Below are 16,628 nucleotides of genomic sequence, written 5' to 3'. Positions count from 1 at the left end.
GTTACTTCACAGCAAAGTGATACAGGCCGCTGGTTTTGTGCCCATCAACGGAAACCACGTGCCAGGTAACGGTATAATTGCCCGGCGTCAAAGGTTGTTCCAGCGGAACGATCATCTGCTTTTGGTCATTCTCATTGCGCTTTACCGCACCGGTCCTGATAATTTGTTGCTGCGCGCCAGTTAACGAGATGCCACTAAATTTCGGTTCAATACCTTCCGAGAAATCCAGCGTTAGCGCCTGTGGTGCAGCGGTTACCACCGCATCGGCGGCCGGGTACTGCCCCTTGAGATGCGCATGTGCCAGCACAGCGGGTGCCGTAAACAGGCTGGCGATGAGCACCGCTGTTTGCCAGTGTGCGTAAGCAGAGAGGGACATGGAGTTCATTCCTTTTTGGTATACATTTAGGAAAAAGAATAACCCTGTACAATATTTCCGTCGAGTATCATTGCGGGTGTACTTGTCTTTCTGCACCAGGCTTAGTAACTTTTGCCGCGTTAACCCAGGAGAAAATCATGATTACCAATCTTGCGCAGCTTGGACAGGAAGAGATGGACAAGATCAATGTCGATCTTGCTGCTGCAGGCGTTGCCTTTAAAGAGCGCTACAACATGCCGGTGATAGCGGAAGCCATAGAGCGTGAACAGCCGGAGCACCTGCGTAACTGGTTTCGCGAACGTTTAATCGCTCATCGTCTGGCTTCTGTTTCGCTTTCGCGTCTGCCTTATGAGCCTAAAGCTAAATAACGGAGCGGGTTATGTTACGTGTTATCGATACCGAAACCTGCGACCTGCAAGGCGGAGTTGTGGAAATTGCCTCCGTTGACGTGGTTGACGGAAAGATAGTCAATCCGCTGAGCCATTTGGTCCGGCCCGATCGCCCCATCAGTCCCCAGGCGATGGCCATCCATCACATAACAGAAGCGATGGTGGCTAATCAACCGTGGATTGAAGAAGTTGTGCCGCACTACTATGGCAGTAACTGGTACGTGGCGCATAACGCCAGTTTTGACCGCCGCGTGCTGCCTGAAATGCCAGGCGAATGGATCTGCACCATGAAGCTGGCGCGCCGTCTCTGGCCGGGCATCAAATACAGCAACATGGCGCTGTATAAATCCCGAAAACTGAGCGTACAGACGCCGCCTGGTCTGCATCATCACCGAGCGTTATACGATTGTTATATCACCGCCGCGCTGCTGATCGACATTATGCAGGTTTCCGGCTGGACGCCGGATCAGATGGCGACCATGACAGGCCGCCCGGCACTGGTAAGCACCTTCACGTTCGGCAAATACCGCGGCAAAGCAGTATCTGAGATCGCCGACCGCGATCCGGGTTACTTGCGCTGGCTGTTCAATAACCTTGAGCGAATGAGCCCGGAACTGCGACTGACGTTAAAGCACTATATCGGCGACGATTAATGTACCCCGTAGCCGGGTAAAGTGCCCTGTGTCAGTGCAATCAGAAAAGCATATTCCAGTGCCACACCTTCATAGGATTTAAAACGGCCGGATTTCCCTCCGTGCCCTGAATCCATATCTGTACAGAGTAACAGCAAGTTATTGTCCGTTTTGTACTCACGCAGTTTTGCCACCCACTTCGCCGGTTCCCAGTACTGTACCTGTGAATCATGCAGCCCGGTCGTTACCAGCATGTGCGGGTAATCGTGAGCTTCGACGTTATCATACGGGCTGTAGCCCTTGATGTAGTGATAGTACGTTTCATCCTGTGGATTCCCCCACTCTTCAAACTCACCCGTGGTTAGCGGAATAGATTCATCCAACATGGTGGTCACGACATCGACAAAGGGCACCTGAGCAATAACGCCATGAAATAGCGCCGGACGCTCATTGATAACTGCGCCTATCAGCATACCACCAGCGCTTCCCCCCATGCCGTAGCAGAAAAGCGGTGAACCATATCCCTGCGCCAGTAGTGAATCGGTGACATCAATAAAATCATTGAAGGTATTTTTCTTGTTGAGGAATTTCCCCGCTTCATACCACGATTGCCCCAGCTCACCGCCGCCGCGTACGTGGGCGATAGCAAACACAAAGCCTCGATCGAGCAGACTCAGGCGGCTACTACTAAAGTCTGCATCCATACTGGCACCATAGGATCCATACCCGTAGACTAGCAGTGGATTTTCGCCTTTGCGGAATAAGGTTTTGTTGTAAACCAGTGAGACCGGCACTTCGGCACCATCTCTGGCGTGGATCCACAGGTGTTCACTGCGATAGTCGCTGGCATTAAAACCAGCGACCTCAACTTGCTTCAGCACCCGCCGCTCACCGGTATCCATATCCAGTTCAAAAAGCGTGTCAGGCGTGGTCATCGACGAATAACCGTAGCGTAAACGCGAGGTTTCCGGTTCTGGGTTATACGCCAACCAGGTAACATATGCCGGATCGTCAAACGCAATGCCCACCACTTCCCGAGTCTTACGGTTGATCTGCCGCAGGCTGGTTAAGCCGCGCTGCCGCTCCTCAACCACCAACCAGTCGGTAAAGAGCGTAAACCCTTCCAACATCACCTGTTCGCGCGCCGGGATTAGCACTTCCCAACGCCTTTCATCCCGCACTTTAGTGCGATAGAGGCCAAAGTTTTTGCCTTCGCGATTAGAACGCAGGTAGAAAGTGTGCTGAAAATGATCAAGGTTGTACTCATGCTCTTTGCGTCTTGGCAAAAAACAGAGCGGCTGCGCATCAGGTAGCTCTGCGTCGAGAAGCAGCACTTCGCTGGTGGTAGCGCTGGAAAGGTGGATTGTGATGTAGTGCTGCGAGGTCGTTTTTCCTAAACCAACATAGAAGGTGTCGTCCTGCTCTTCATACACCAACTCATCCTGCTGCGCCGGTTCGCCAACGGTGTGGCGCCACACCTGATAAGGCAACAGCGTGGTAGCGTGTTTACGCACATAGTAGAGCGTTTCGGAGTCGTTGACCCAGACAAAATCCGGCGAGATGTTATCCAACACTTCCGGGTACCAGTTGCCAGTATCAAGATTACGAAAACGCAAACCATACTGGCGACGTGATAAAAAGTCTTCGGCTATCGCCATGATGGCATTGTCAGGCGAGATTTCCAGCCCCCCAAGCGTATAGAACTCACTGTGTGATGCTCGCTGGTTGGCATCCAGCAGCACCGTCCATTCATCCCATTCAGCGCTCAGCACCGACTGACGCTGGTAGATTGCATACTCATTACCCGGTTCGTAAATGTGCCGATAGCGATAACCATTTCTGACATAGGGCGCGGAAACTTCACGTTGCGGTATGCGCGAGATGATCTCCTGCAGCACGTCATCCTGTAGCGCCTGCTGCGACGCCATCATTTCGCGGCCGTAATCATTTTCCTGACGCAGATAGTCTAGTACCGTTGACTGCGAGCGGGTGTCATCCCGTAACCAGTAATAATTATCAACGCGCGTATCGTCATGCGTGGTGATCGCATGTGGGATCTGTTTTGCTTTCGGCGGCATAGTATTGTTCTTTTTTGTTTAACACTCTTGTAAGGTTGGCAAAACCCGCGCGTGATGCAAGCGAAACCACACTGTAATCAGGATCAAACGGTAATTTTTTGCTGCTGTATATCCTCCTCTATTTCCTCACGAACAGCCTGCAGGGTCTGTAACGCATATCCTAATACCTTCAGATAGCGGCGCATTCTTTGTCGCCGATATGACCATCACTTTTCGCCGCAAAAACCAGGTAGTTTATATACTCCCTACACACCCGAAGATGAGGGATCCGCGTTATCTTTCGAATCCCGCAGCGGCTGTATTTGATTCAACCAGTTCATAATGCCCTCGCTTATCAATGTGTGGTTAGCCAGAGTAAGCGAGGGGGATATCAGGAAGTGTCTGTAAGCGGGCAAAAGATGAGGAGATTATCGCGTTACGGCTGCGGCTGGTATTCTGCTGAACCCGCTTTACAATCAACGGTAACACGGTAGTGAATATCCATACTTTTACCGCGGACTGTGAGCGGTACCATCCATTTATCGCGCTTACCGACGATCTCTTTCGGGTTCACCCAAGCGACCGGATCAGCCTGACCCAGTTTTTTCTGATCGTCTGCCCAGCGCACAATGCGATTTTGCAGATAGTCACGCTTAACGCTGGCCGCGATCCCATCGGCATCAAGGCCTTCACATGAAGGAAACTTTACCGCTTTGTCCGTTGCAGCGTGTGCCATGGTATTGCCTGCCAGCAAAAGCAGACCTGCAAAAACTCCTGCTATTTTCATGCTTATCTCCAGGTACATACGTGTCCAGTCAAAAGCATGGTACAAATTGCTGGCAGTGCAAGATCAGGCGACTTTCGCGCGCTTCTGTGCGCTTTTAATATCCACCGTGTCTGTCAGTTCAGCATCCTCAGAAGCAGCGGCGGCAGCAGGTTCTTCCGCTTCAGCGCCGGGTAATTTGCCGGATTTCAGAATGCCGCTCAACGCGTCTTTTTGTTCGGCAAGCCACAACGCCATTTGATCGCGCATCTCATCTTCCAGTGCTACCGGGCCGGTACCTAACCAGTCGCCCAGCACCTCCGCCAGATCGAGCATTTTATCGTAAGCATCAGCTTCCTTTTTGCTGGCAAAAGACATTTTTTCCTCACCTTCACGAATGACTACGTATTTAACTTCTACCGCCATGATGCAGCCTCATTCAACTGTGTATTTATACAGTATAATAGCGCGATGAAAAAAGCATCGCAAGGGATAAAAGACAGACGCAAACGTTTTCGCTTATACTGCGCCCAGTTTTTTTCCCAACGGTAAGATGCTATGACTCTTTTAGGTACTGCGCTGCGCCCTGCAGCAACTCGCGTGATGTTACTCGGCTCTGGCGAACTGGGTAAGGAAGTGGCTATTGAATGCCAACGACTGGGCATTGAAGTGATCGCGGTTGATCGCTACCCCGATGCACCGGCTATGCATGTGGCGCACCGTTCACATGTGATCAATATGCTTGATGGCGATGCGCTGAAGGCGCTGGTTGCGCAAGAAAAACCGCATTTTATCGTGCCTGAAATCGAAGCTATCGCCACCGACACACTGCTGGAGCTGGAAGCGCAAGGCCAGCATGTGGTGCCCTGCGCCCGTGCTACAAAATTGACAATGAACCGTGAAGGTATTCGTCGCCTGGCTGCGGAAGAGTTGCAGTTACCAACATCCAGCTACCGCTTTGCCGACAGTGAAGCGGCGTTCCGCGATGCCGTCGCTGAGATAGGTTTGCCCTGTATCGTAAAACCGGTGATGAGCTCCTCCGGTAAAGGACAGAGCTTTATTAAAAATGCGGAGCAACTGACAAAAGCCTGGGAATACGCCCAACAGGGCGGCCGCGCAGGTGCCGGGCGAGTGATTATCGAAGGCGTGGTTAACTTTGATTTTGAAATCACGCTTCTGACCATCAGCGCCGTTGATGGTGTCCATTTCTGCGCGCCGGTTGGCCATCGCCAGGAAGAGGGTGATTATCGCGAATCCTGGCAGCCACAGCAGATGTCGCCACTGGCGCAGGAGCGTGCGCAGGAGATTGCCAGCAAAGTCGTGCTGGCACTGGGAGGCTATGGGCTGTTTGGCGTTGAGCTGTTTGTTTGCGGCGATGAAGTGATTTTCAGCGAAGTCTCTCCTCGCCCGCATGATACCGGGATGGTGACGCTGATTTCCCAGGATCTCTCGGAGTTCGCACTGCATGTCCGTGCCTTCCTCGGTTTACCGATTGGCGACATCCGCCAGTACGGCCCGGCAGCTTCAGCAGTGATTCTGCCGCGCCTGAGCAGCCACAATGTGATCTTCGATAATGTGCAAAATGCGCTCGCCGCCGGAGTGCAACTGCGCCTTTTTGGCAAACCTGAAATCGACGGTTCGCGCCGCATGGGCGTTGCGCTGGCCGTGGCTGAAAGTGTCGAAGCGGCTGTAGAACGCGCGGTTACCGCCGCAGCGGCAATTCAGGTTAAGGGCTAAAAAAAAGCCCGGAGGCGCTCATCGCCTGCCGGGCCTTTCTGCACAAGGCGGGTAAATATCCACCCGCCAGATTACTGTTTCGCGCCTTCTACTGCTTCGCGCGCCAGTTTAGTGATGCGATCGTAATCACCCGCTTCCAGCGCATCTGCCGGAACCAGCCAGGAACCGCCGATGCACAGTACGCTTTTCAGTGCCAGGTAATCACGGTAGTTAGCCGGGGAGATTCCACCTGTCGGGCAGAAACGAACCTGAGAGAACGGACCCGCAATCGCCTGCAGCGCTTTAGTACCACCGTTTGCTTCCGCCGGGAAGAATTTGAACTCTTTCAGACCGTAGTCCATGCCCAGCATCAATTCAGAAACGGTACTGATGCCCGGGATCAGCGGGATTGTACCTTCGGTCGCGGCTTTCAGCAGCTGCTCGGTCAGGCCTGGGCTGATAGCGAACTGCGCACCAGCAGCAGTGACTTCCGCAAGTTGCTGCGGGTTCAGTACCGTACCGGCACCGATGATTGCGTCGGGCACTTCTTTCGCGATAGCGCGGATAGCATCAATTGCACAAGCTGTACGTAGGGTGACTTCCAGTACGCGAACACCCCCAGCAACCAACGCTTTAGCCATCGGCACAGCGTGTTCCAGTTTGTTCACTACAATCACCGGTACTACCGGACCTGTTTTCAGAATTGCTTCTGCGCTCGTTTTCCAGTTTTTCATCAGAGTTTTTCTCTCGCCAGAACTAAATCTTATCGTTTTAAAAAGTGATACAGGTTGCGCCCTGCTCCGCACCGGAGAGTTTCTCCCGCAGCGCGCCGAACAATTCGCGGCCTGTGCCCACGCGCATCGCGCTCAGGTCAGGAATATGCGGCTGACGTGCGGCAAGTTCGTTGTCATCAACCAGCAGCGTTAACTCGCCTGTCTGCCCGTTAACCCGGATAATATCGCCATCATGCACTTTCGCCAGCAATCCGCCATCGTATGCTTCTGGTGTAACGTGGATCGCCGATGGCACTTTACCTGATGCGCCTGACAGCCGTCCATCGGTAACTAGTGCTATTTTGAAACGGCGGTCCAATAATACACCAAGTGGTGGCATGAGTTTATGTAATTCTGGCATGCCGTTGGCTTTTGGCCCTTGATGACGGACAACCACCACGCAATCACGGTCCAGCAGACCTGCTTCGAAGGCCGGTAAAACATCATGCTGGCTTTCAAAAATCACCGCTGGCGCTTCAATAATCTGATTTTCAACCGGCACCGCCGAGGTTTTCATCACCGCACGCCCCAGATTGCCACTCAGCACTTTGGTGCCGCCATGTTTCGAGAACGGCTGATCGATGGTCGCAATGACGTTAGCATCCAGCGATGCGGTCGCGCCGTCACGCCAATCCAGCTCGCCATTGTTGAGCCACGGTTCCTGGGTATAGCGCGTCAGACCAAAACCCGCCACGGTGTGAACGTCTTCATGTAAGAGACCGCCTTTCAGCAGTTCACGCATCAGCACCGGTACACCGCCAGCCGCCTGGAAGTGGTTAATGTCCGCTGGGCCATTCGGGTAAAGACGTGCCAGCAGCGGAACCACATCAGAAAGATCAGAGAAATCATCCCAGTTGATGATGATCCCTGCGGCACGCGCCATCGCCACAAGATGCATGGTGTGGTTGGTGGAGCCGCCTGTCGCCAACAGCGAGACGATACCGTTAACCACGACTTTTTCATCAATCATTTTACCAAGCGGCATCCACTCGTTGCCATTGCCGGTCAGGCGGGTCACCTGACGGGCTGCAGCTTCAGTCAGTACACGACGCAGAGGCGCATCTGGATGGATAAACGATGAGCCAGGCAGTTGCATACCCATAAACTCGATCACCATCTGGTTAGTGTTTGCCGTGCCGTAAAACGTACAGGTACCTGGGGCATGATATGACGCCGCTTCTGATTCGAGCAGCGCCATACGATCGACTTTACCTTCCGCATAAAGCTGGCGAATCCTTACTTTCTCTTTATTTGCCAGACCGCTCGCCATCGGACCAGACGGGATAAACAACGCAGGTAAATGACCAAATGACAGCGCCGCCATGGCCAGCCCGGGGACGATTTTATCGCATACACCCAGGTAAAGCGCGCCGTCAAACATATTGTGAGAAAGCCCCACCGCAGCCGACATCGCAATCACTTCGCGGCTCAGCAGGGAGAGCTCCATACCGTCTTGCCCCTGGGTTACGCCGTCGCACATTGCCGGAACACCGCCCGCTACCTGACCCACAGCGTTCACCGAATGCAACGCTTTACGGATAATCTCCGGATACACTTCGTAAGGCTGGTGAGCGGAAAGCATATCGTTGTAGGAAGTGATAATGGCAATATTGTTGCGCAACATGCTTTTGAGGGAGGCTTTGTCGTCAGGCTGGCAGGCCGCAAATCCGTGGGCCAGGTTACCGCAGGCCAGTGTGGAACGGCGCACGGTGTTTGTTTTTGCCTGTTCGATGCGTGCAAGGAAGGCTGAGCGGGTTTCACGCGAACGTTCAATAATACGATTTGTTACGCGTAACATTGCTGGGTTCATAAGTGCTCCTGAAATTTATCTGTCCGGGGGACTGCGTCAACAATGCTATAAGCCTTAGTTATCAGACTGTAAACACCGAAGCGCCAAGCCCCAAAGGCAAAATCGCTTCAGCCAGTGTAATAAAAAAAGCCCCGCTGGTGAATCCAGTCGGGGCCTGAAAGGTGAAAAATTATCCTGTTATCTGTGTTAGATCATGTTACCGGTAAAATGAGATAACATTTCCCGCCAGAAAATTATTCAAACTCGTTCCATGAACGGCCATCGCGGGTGATCATCGCCACCGATGCAACAGGTCCCCAGGTACCCGCCTGATACGGTTTCGGCGCATCGTTGTCTGCTGCCCACGCTTCGGTGATGGAATCGACCCATTTCCAGGCTTCTTCCACTTCATCACGACGCACGAACAGGGCCTGAATACCACGCATAGTTTCCAGCAGAAGGCGCTCGTAAGCATCAGCAAGATGCGTTTGATTAAAGGTCTCGGAGTAGCTCAGGTCGAGTTTAGTAATTTGCAGGTTGTGTTTATGATCCAGGCCAGGAACCTTGTTAAGCACCTGAATATCCACACCTTCATCCGGTTGCAGGCGAATGGTCAGTTTGTTCTGCGGCAGATCCTGCCAGGACTCTTTGAACAGGTTCAGCTCTGGCGTTTTAAAGTAGACCACAACTTCTGAACATTTGGTTGGCAGACGTTTACCGGTGCGCAGATAGAACGGCACGCCAGCCCAGCGCCAGTTATCGATATCGACTCGGATAGCGACGAACGTTTCGGTATTACTGGATTTGTTCGCCCCCTCTTCTTCCAGATAACCCGGCACTTTTTTGCCTTGCGCAAACCCGGCGGTGTACTGGCCACGCACGGTTTTTTCGCGCACGTTGGCACGATCGATGCGGCGCAATGATTTCAGCACTTTCACTTTTTCATCACGAATACTGTCCGCGGTCAGATCGGACGGCGGCGACATGGCAATCATGCAGAGGATCTGCAACAGGTGGTTTTGGATCATGTCGCGCATCTGCCCGGCCTGGTCAAAATAGCCCCACCGGCCTTCGATACCGACCTCTTCCGCCACGGTAATTTCCACGTGATCGATGGTGCGGTTGTCCCAGTTGTTAACAAACAAGGCGTTGGCAAAACGCAGTGCCAGCAGGTTAAGTACCGTCTCCTTACCCAAATAATGGTCGATGCGGTATACCTGGCACTCTTCGAAAAACTCACCCACCTGGTCGTTAATTTCCCGTGATGTTGCAAGCGATGTACCCAGCGGCTTTTCCATCACAACACGCGCCGGTTTCGCGTTCAGTTTGGCTTCACCCAGCCCCTTACAGATGGCCCCAAAGGTGCTCGGTGGCATGGCAAAATAATTGATTGTAGTACGATTTTTCTGGTCCAGCATCGCGCCAAGACGTTTGAATGCGGAGGTTTCGTTAACATCCAGATTGCAAAAATCCAGACGACCACTTAGCTTATCCCACAGACTTTCGTCAATTTTTTCCTTCATGAAGGTTTCAAGCGCTTCACGAACAACCTTGGTATAGGCTTCCTTATCCCACTCGGCGCGACCAACCCCCAGGATACGTGTATCCGGATGGATCTGGCCCGCTTTTTCCAGTTGATACAGTGAAGGCAGCAATTTTCGGCGCGCGAGGTCACCTTTCGCGCCGAAAATGACCAGGTCACACGCCTGGGCTGTTTGTACTACCGCCATGTCAATCTCCTCAGTTGGCTGTCCTGGAGCGTTAGCCAGGCCCTGGTTGTAATTTTATTACAGTACACTGTACTGCGTTTACGTAATTCCCGAAACTGTTACGCATTGTCAGGACGTGCGTTATTTTGTTGTGACATAAAATCTGTTATTTCGCCCTGAAAAAGCCGGATATTTGCCCTGGAAACAAACGATAAAATCTGACTCTGATCATGTAATGAAAAAAAACAACATCATTTCTCATCATCACTTACCTTTCTGCTTCCCGCGGGGTTAATATCTGATTAAAACGCATTACGATTCCATCTAACAGTGTAATCGTTTCACCATGAGCGCTTTATAACCCATGAATATGCTGGAAAAAATCCAGTCACGGCTGGAACATCTTAGCAAATCTGAACGGAAGGTCGCGGAAGTCATCCTCGCCGCTCCGGACCAGGCCATCCACTCCAGCATCGCTGCGCTGGCACAGGAAGCAGACGTCAGTGAACCGACGGTGAACCGTTTTTGCCGCAGCCTTGATACTCGTGGTTTCCCGGACTTCAAGTTGCATCTGGCGCAAAGTCTCGCCAATGGAACGCCCTATGTTAATCGAAATGTTGACGAAGATGACAGCGTAGAAGCCTATACCGGAAAAATCTTTGAGTCGGCAATGGCCAGCCTCGATCATGTCCGGCAGTCACTGGATATGGCTGCCGTCAATCGCGCCGTCGATCTGTTAACCCAGGCGAAAAAAATCTCATTTTTCGGTCTCGGCTCGTCTGCCGCCGTTGCGCACGACGCCATGAACAAATTTTTCCGCTTCAACGTACCGGTGATTTACTCAGACGACATCGTGCTGCAACGCATGAGTTGTATGAATTGTAGCGATGATGACGTGGTTGTGCTGATTTCCCATACCGGAAGAACAAAAAACCTCGTTGAACTTGCGCAACTGGCGCGTGAAAACGACGCCATGGTAATTGCCCTGACATCTGCAGGGACGCCGCTTGCGCGCGAGGCCACGCTTGCTATCACGCTTGATGTACCGGAAGATACTGATATTTATATGCCCATGGTTTCCCGACTTGCGCAACTGACCGTCATTGACGTGCTGGCCACCGGTTTTACCTTACGCCGCGGCGCAAAATTCAGGGATAACTTGAAGCGAGTCAAAGAAGCGCTGAAAGAATCGCGCTTTGATAAGGAGCTGCTTATCAAAAGCGATAACCACTAATAGTTAATAACAAAGCGGTAACCTCTTACGCTGTTCGGTCAGGCGCATTGCCCTTCACAGCGGGGCGCTAAATGGCCGAATTCATGTTCACGCAACACCAAGTTGTTTCAGTCAACGGAGTATTACATGTCCAGAAGGCTTCGCAGGACCAAAATCGTAACCACCTTAGGCCCGGCTACTGACCGCGATAACAACCTTGAGAAGGTTATCGCTGCTGGCGCTAACGTGGTGCGTATGAACTTCTCACACGGAACACCTGAAGATCATAAATTACGTGCAGATAAGGTGCGTGAGATTGCGGCAAAACTGGGACGTCATGTTGCTATCCTTGGCGATTTGCAGGGTCCCAAAATTCGCGTTTCCACCTTCAAGGAAGGCAAAGTTTTCCTGAACGTTGGCGATAAATTCCTTCTCGATGCTAACCTGGGTAAAGGCGAAGGCGACAAGGAAAAAGTCGGCATCGATTATAAAGGCCTGCCAGCCGACGTGGTGACGGGCGATATCCTGTTGCTCGACGATGGTCGCGTACAGCTGAAAGTACTGGAAGTTCAGGGTATGAAAGTGTTCACCGAAGTGACTGTCGGCGGACCGCTCTCCAACAACAAAGGCATCAACAAGCTGGGCGGCGGTCTCTCCGCTGAAGCCCTGACTGAGAAAGACAAAGCGGATATCGTTACTGCAGCGCTGATCGGCGTTGATTATCTGGCTGTCTCTTTCCCGCGTTGCGGCGAAGACCTGAATTACGCCCGCCGTCTGGCACGCGATGCAGGTTGCGATGCGAAGATCGTAGCGAAAGTCGAGCGTGCGGAAGCTGTTTGCGATCAGGACGCGATGGACGATGTGATCCTTGCTTCTGATGTCGTGATGGTCGCCCGCGGCGATCTCGGCGTTGAAATCGGCGATCCGGAACTGGTCGGTATTCAGAAAGCGCTGATTCGCCGTGCCCGTCAACTGAACCGTGCGGTGATCACCGCCACGCAGATGATGGAGTCGATGATCACCAACCCGATGCCAACCCGTGCAGAAGTGATGGACGTAGCTAACGCCGTGCTAGACGGTACAGATGCCGTGATGCTCTCGGCGGAAACCGCTGCCGGTCAGTATCCGTCTGAAACAGTAGCGGCAATGGCGCGCGTTTGTCTGGGCGCGGAAAAGATCCCAAGCATCAATGTCTCTAAACACCGCCTCGATATTCAGTTCGACAACGTAGAAGAAGCAATCGCGATGTCGGCGATGTATGCGGCCAACCACCTGAAAGGTGTAACCGCTATCATCTCCATGACCGAATCTGGACGCACCGCCCTGATGACCTCACGTATCAGTTCCGGTCTGCCAATTTTCGCCCTCTCCCGCCATGAGCGAACCCTGAACCTGACAGCGCTCTACCGTGGCGTAACGCCGGTATACTTCGACAGCGTTAATGAAGGCGTAGCAGCAGCTAACGATGCCGTTAACCTGCTGCGTGACAAAGGCTACCTGCTTTCCGGTGATCTGGTGATCGTGACGCAGGGTGACGTGATGAGCACTGTGGGCAGCACCAACACCACGCGAATTCTGACTGTCGAATAATCAGCAAACAGAACAAAAGGCCTCCCGCTGAAGATAATGCCGGTCACTTAAGGAAATGAAGCCCGAGAATTCGGGCTTCTGATGAAGTAAAACAGGGTTGAAAACCTGATTCCTTCGTTTTCCCCTAAGCATAATGATGAATTTATATTCATTAAAATGCTTAACTGACGGATATAATTTCGCTGAAGAGGCCTTTTTATTTCTTCGGAAACAGTTCATTGCGTTTATAAGGCTCTGTTTCACCGGGTTTGCGCGTTTTCAGCAACTTCAGGATCCAGGTGTACTGCTCCAGACGAGGCGCGACAAACACCTCAACCTCTTCATTCATGCGCCGGGCAATCGTGTTGTCATCCGCTGTTAGCAAATCATCCATCGGCGGCCGCACCTGGATAATCAGACGATGGGTTCTGGCATCATAGACCGGGAACAGCGGTATAACACGTGCGCGACAGACTTTCATCAGGCGGCCAATAGCCGGAAGTGTTGCTTTGTAGGTGGCAAAAAAATCGACAAACTCGCTGTGCTCCGCACCATGATCCTGATCCGGCAGATAGTAGCCCCAGTAACCCTGGCGCACTGACTGGATAAAAGGCTTAATACCATCGTTGCGCGCATGCAAACGCCCACCAAAACGACGACGCACGGTATTCCAGACATAATCAAAGACTTTATTGCCTTGATTATGGAACATGGCAGCCATCTGCTGCCCCTGCGAAGCCATCAGCATCGCCGGAATATCCACGCCCCAACCGTGTGGCACGAGAAAAATCACTTTCTCGTTGTTACGTTGCAATTCATCAATAATCTCTTTGCCCTGCCACTCAATGCGCGGTAATACCTTTTCCGGCCCACAGATCGCCAGCTCCGCCATCATGGCCATTGCCTGTGGCGCAGTAGCAAACATGTCATCTATGATGGCTTCCCTTTCGGCTTCGCTTTTTTCAGGAAAACAATAGAGCAAATTGATCTGCGCGCGACGACGCGCGCTTTTGCCAAATCTTCCGGCCAGACGACCCAGTTTTCCCAACAGGGGATCGCGTACCGACGGAGGAACCAGCGCTACACCAGCAAATGCCAGTACGCCCAGCCATGCGCCCCAGTTGCGCGGGTGACGGAATTCACTTTCGAACTCCGGAATATATTCGCTGTTATTTTTTTTCGTTTCCATGCATCGTCCGCAAGCCAGAAATCAAGTCACTCAGAATAAGGAGATAGTGTAGCGAGGCGTTATCTTTCGCACAAAAGAAAAAGCCGGCGCGTAACAGGCACCGGCTTTGAACGCATATTTATTAAGCGAATCAGTCAAAACGCAATTGCGGGATAACTTCTTTCACCTGCGTCAAATAATCCGTACGATCCGAACCGGTCAGCCCTTCAGTGCGTGGCAGTTTTGCCGTTAACGGGTTGACAGCCTGTTGGTTTATCCACATTTCATAGTGCAAATGCGGCCCGGTAGAACGTCCGGTGTTACCTGACAAAGCGATACGATCGCCGCGCTTCACTTTCTGACCCGCTTTTACCAGCAATTTACGCAGATGCATGTAACGGGTTGTGTAAGTACGCCCATGGCGGATAGCAATGTAGTTTCCCGCTGCACCACTTCGTTTCGCCACCACAACTTCACCATCGCCAACAGCAAGCACCGGCGTACCTTGCGGCAGAGCAAAATCGACGCCTTTGTGCGGTGCAATGCGTCCGGTAACCGGATTCAGACGGCGTGGATCAAAGTTTGACGAGACGCGAAACTGTTTCGCTGTCGGAAAGCGCATAAAACCTTTTGCCAGCCCGCTACCATTGCGATCGTAAAATTTGCCGTCTTCGGCGCGAATGGCGTAGTAATCTTTTCCGTCAGAACGAAGGTGAACGCCGACTAACTGGCTCTGTTCCTGCTTACCCTCCAGCATTTCGCGGGACATCAACACGGAAAATTCATCGCCTTTTTTCAGCTTGCGGAAATCCATCTGCCACTGCATCGCTTTGATCACGGAGCTTACTTCAGCACTGGTTAAACCGGCGTCACGAGCGCTGGCGACGAAGCTGGCACCAACCGTGCCTTTCATCACTGAATTGACCCAGTCTCCCTGCTGCATCTCGCTGCTCATTTTAAACCCGCCATCTACGCGGTCATACGTGCGGGTTTCGCGGCGGGACATCTCCCACGTCAGGCGCTGAAGATCGCCATCCGCGGTGAGCGTCCATGAAAGTTGTTGACCTATCTTCAGATTACGCAGTTCCTTATCGGCCGCAGCTAGCTGGCTGATATCGCCCATATCAATGCCGTACTGGTTGAGGATACTGCTGAGCGTATCACCGGTAGAAACCACATATTCGTGAACGCCAACGTCATTAGCGGTTTTATCATCCAGTTCATCTTGCGGGATATCATCCACATCATCAGAAGTGGTTTGATCGATAGGTTCGCTGGCTTCCGGCAGCAACGAGCGGATTTCATTTTTCGGCAGTTCAATCGCTTTCACGATTGGGGTTGTGGCTTCGGGGTGATAAACGTAAGGCCGCCAGACAGCGACCGTGAGTGTGAGAACTGTAAGCGACCCCAGCATGACACGGTGGGGTCGTGGCAGGCTGTTAAATGCCAGGGCGACAGAGCGGGCTATCTGTTGCACGTATTCACTTCCTCGTTATTCTCCTTTCAGGCAGCTCGCATACTGGTGAGTCAGTTGGGCAAGGAACTGCGGATAGCTCTCTTTGCCTAACTTGATACTGATTCCAAGTGGATCCAACGTTCCCATTCGAACGGATGTCCCTCTGGCAACAGCTTCAACGACCGCTGGCCTGAACTGCGGCTCAGCAAAAACGCACGTGGCTTTTTGCTCAACCAACTGTGTTCTGATTTCATGTAAACGCTGCGCACCCGGCTGAATTTCGGGATTGACGGTAAAGTGCCCCAATGGGGTCAGCCCGTAGTGCCTTTCAAAGTAGCCGTAGGCGTCATGAAAAACGAAATACCCCTTCCCTTTCAGCGGTGCCAGCTCGTTACCAGCTTGCTTATCCGCCTGGGCTAATGATGCCTCAAAGGCCTGCAAGTTGGCGTCAAGCTTGGCTCGACTTTGCGGCATAACTTCCACTAATTTATCGTGGATTGCAACCGCCGACAGCCGTGCAATCTCTGGAGAAAGCCACAGATGCATGTTGTAATCGCCGTGATGGTGATGTTCATCACTTTTTTCGCCGTCGTGGTGCTCTTCACCCTGATCATGCTCGTCTTCATCGGCCCCTTTCATCAGCAACGGTTTTACACCGGCAAGCCCGGCCATCGTCACCTGTTTCTGCTCAGGGATTTGTTGTACAGACCGCGCCATAAAGGCTTCCATCTCCGGTCCGACCCAAAAAACTAAGTCCGCGTTTTGTAAGCGTTTTACATCTGAAGGACGCAGTGAATAATCATGCTCGGATGCACCATCTGGCAGCAGTACTTCGGTAGTCGTCACCCCGTCGGCAATGGCAGAAGCGATAAAACCCAACGGTTTGAGTGAAGCCACCACAGCAGCATTAGCGGTTTGTGCTGTACCGACGAGAAGTGCAGCAGAAAGCGCTGCGCAAAGAAGCGTATTTTTATGTAACATAATGCAACTGTTCATCGTAATGAGTATGTGGGGTGTG

General features: G+C 52.3%; 15 protein-coding genes. 5 read left to right on the top strand and 10 right to left on the bottom strand.

Going from position 1 to position 16,628, the window contains the following annotated elements:
• Position 1: 1 nt before the first annotated feature.
• On the bottom strand, positions 2 to 376 hold the full coding sequence (gene yobA / locus BM427_RS17605) for a CopC domain-containing protein YobA (protein ID WP_090123687.1): 375 nt from the start codon (positions 374 to 376) through the stop codon (positions 2 to 4).
• 137 nt (positions 377 to 513) lie between these two features.
• On the opposite strand from yobA, the gene BM427_RS17600 reads away from it, so the two are divergent.
• Positions 514 to 744 (top strand): DNA polymerase III subunit theta, encoded by a 231-nt coding sequence (locus BM427_RS17600; RefSeq protein WP_090123686.1) that lies wholly within the window; start codon positions 514 to 516, stop codon positions 742 to 744.
• Positions 745 to 755: 11 nt separating this feature from the next.
• Entirely contained in the window at positions 756 to 1,418 is a 663-nt protein-coding gene (gene exoX, locus BM427_RS17595) for an exodeoxyribonuclease X (RefSeq protein WP_090123684.1), read from the top strand.
• Here the strand turns inward: exoX and ptrB are convergent.
• The 3 genes from ptrB to BM427_RS17580 all read right to left on the bottom strand — a co-directional run bounded on the left by ptrB (position 1,415) and on the right by BM427_RS17580 (position 4,643).
• Positions 1,415 to 3,475: an oligopeptidase B gene (gene ptrB / locus BM427_RS17590; RefSeq protein WP_090123682.1), complete on the bottom strand. Its 2,061-nt coding sequence runs from the start codon at positions 3,473 to 3,475 to the stop codon at positions 1,415 to 1,417. The two genes, exoX and ptrB, sit on opposite strands and share 4 nt — an antisense overlap.
• Positions 3,476 to 3,890: 415 nt before the next feature.
• Positions 3,891 to 4,241 (bottom strand): protein YebF, encoded by a 351-nt coding sequence (yebF, locus tag BM427_RS17585; RefSeq protein WP_090123681.1) that lies wholly within the window; start codon positions 4,239 to 4,241, stop codon positions 3,891 to 3,893.
• A gap of 63 nt (positions 4,242 to 4,304) precedes the next feature.
• Positions 4,305 to 4,643, bottom strand: a complete 339-nt coding sequence (locus tag BM427_RS17580) for a YebG family protein (RefSeq protein WP_090123680.1) — start codon at positions 4,641 to 4,643, stop codon at positions 4,305 to 4,307.
• A gap of 132 nt (positions 4,644 to 4,775) precedes the next feature.
• Between BM427_RS17580 and purT the strand changes: the two genes are divergently transcribed.
• Positions 4,776 to 5,954: a formate-dependent phosphoribosylglycinamide formyltransferase gene (gene purT, locus BM427_RS17575; protein ID WP_090123678.1), complete on the top strand. Its 1,179-nt coding sequence runs from the start codon at positions 4,776 to 4,778 to the stop codon at positions 5,952 to 5,954.
• A gap of 71 nt (positions 5,955 to 6,025) precedes the next feature.
• Here purT and kdgA read toward each other — a convergent pair whose 3' ends face one another.
• The 3 genes from kdgA to zwf form a co-directional block, all read right to left on the bottom strand.
• Positions 6,026 to 6,667 (bottom strand): bifunctional 4-hydroxy-2-oxoglutarate aldolase/2-dehydro-3-deoxy-phosphogluconate aldolase, encoded by a 642-nt coding sequence (gene kdgA, locus BM427_RS17570; RefSeq protein WP_090123677.1) that lies wholly within the window; start codon positions 6,665 to 6,667, stop codon positions 6,026 to 6,028.
• 37 nt (positions 6,668 to 6,704) lie between these two features.
• A complete protein-coding gene (gene edd, locus BM427_RS17565; RefSeq protein ID WP_090123676.1) occupies positions 6,705 to 8,516 on the bottom strand; it encodes a phosphogluconate dehydratase in 1,812 nt (603 codons plus the stop codon).
• Positions 8,517 to 8,749: 233 nt separating this feature from the next.
• Positions 8,750 to 10,225, bottom strand: coding sequence for a glucose-6-phosphate dehydrogenase (zwf, locus tag BM427_RS17560; protein WP_090123674.1), 1,476 nt, complete (start codon positions 10,223 to 10,225; stop codon positions 8,750 to 8,752).
• A 343-nt stretch (positions 10,226 to 10,568) separates the two neighbouring features.
• Between zwf and BM427_RS17555 the strand changes: the two genes are divergently transcribed.
• Both BM427_RS17555 and pyk read left to right on the top strand, forming a co-directional pair.
• On the top strand, positions 10,569 to 11,438 hold the full coding sequence (locus BM427_RS17555) for a MurR/RpiR family transcriptional regulator (RefSeq protein WP_007371592.1): 870 nt from the start codon (positions 10,569 to 10,571) through the stop codon (positions 11,436 to 11,438).
• A 126-nt stretch (positions 11,439 to 11,564) separates the two neighbouring features.
• Positions 11,565 to 13,007 (top strand): pyruvate kinase, encoded by a 1,443-nt coding sequence (gene pyk / locus BM427_RS17550; RefSeq protein ID WP_090123673.1) that lies wholly within the window; start codon positions 11,565 to 11,567, stop codon positions 13,005 to 13,007.
• A 196-nt stretch (positions 13,008 to 13,203) separates the two neighbouring features.
• On the opposite strand, the gene lpxM is transcribed toward pyk, so the two are convergent.
• From lpxM to znuA, 3 genes are all read right to left on the bottom strand, one after another.
• On the bottom strand, positions 13,204 to 14,175 hold the full coding sequence (gene lpxM / locus BM427_RS17545) for a lauroyl-Kdo(2)-lipid IV(A) myristoyltransferase (protein ID WP_090123671.1): 972 nt from the start codon (positions 14,173 to 14,175) through the stop codon (positions 13,204 to 13,206).
• Between the two features lie 130 nt (positions 14,176 to 14,305).
• Positions 14,306 to 15,631, bottom strand: coding sequence for a murein DD-endopeptidase MepM (gene mepM / locus BM427_RS17540; RefSeq protein ID WP_090123669.1), 1,326 nt, complete (start codon positions 15,629 to 15,631; stop codon positions 14,306 to 14,308).
• A 15-nt stretch (positions 15,632 to 15,646) separates the two neighbouring features.
• The gene (znuA, locus tag BM427_RS17535) at positions 15,647 to 16,591 is read right to left on the bottom strand and encodes a zinc ABC transporter substrate-binding protein ZnuA (RefSeq protein WP_090123667.1); all 945 of its coding nucleotides are present in this window, start codon (positions 16,589 to 16,591) and stop codon (positions 15,647 to 15,649) included.
• Positions 16,592 to 16,628: the final 37 nt, after the last annotated feature.

It is taken from the genome of Kosakonia arachidis (assembly GCF_900116535.1).
In the GTDB taxonomy this organism is placed as follows: Bacteria; Pseudomonadota; Gammaproteobacteria; order Enterobacterales; family Enterobacteriaceae; genus Kosakonia; species Kosakonia arachidis.
This window is presented reverse-complemented; position numbering and strand designations above follow the sequence as displayed.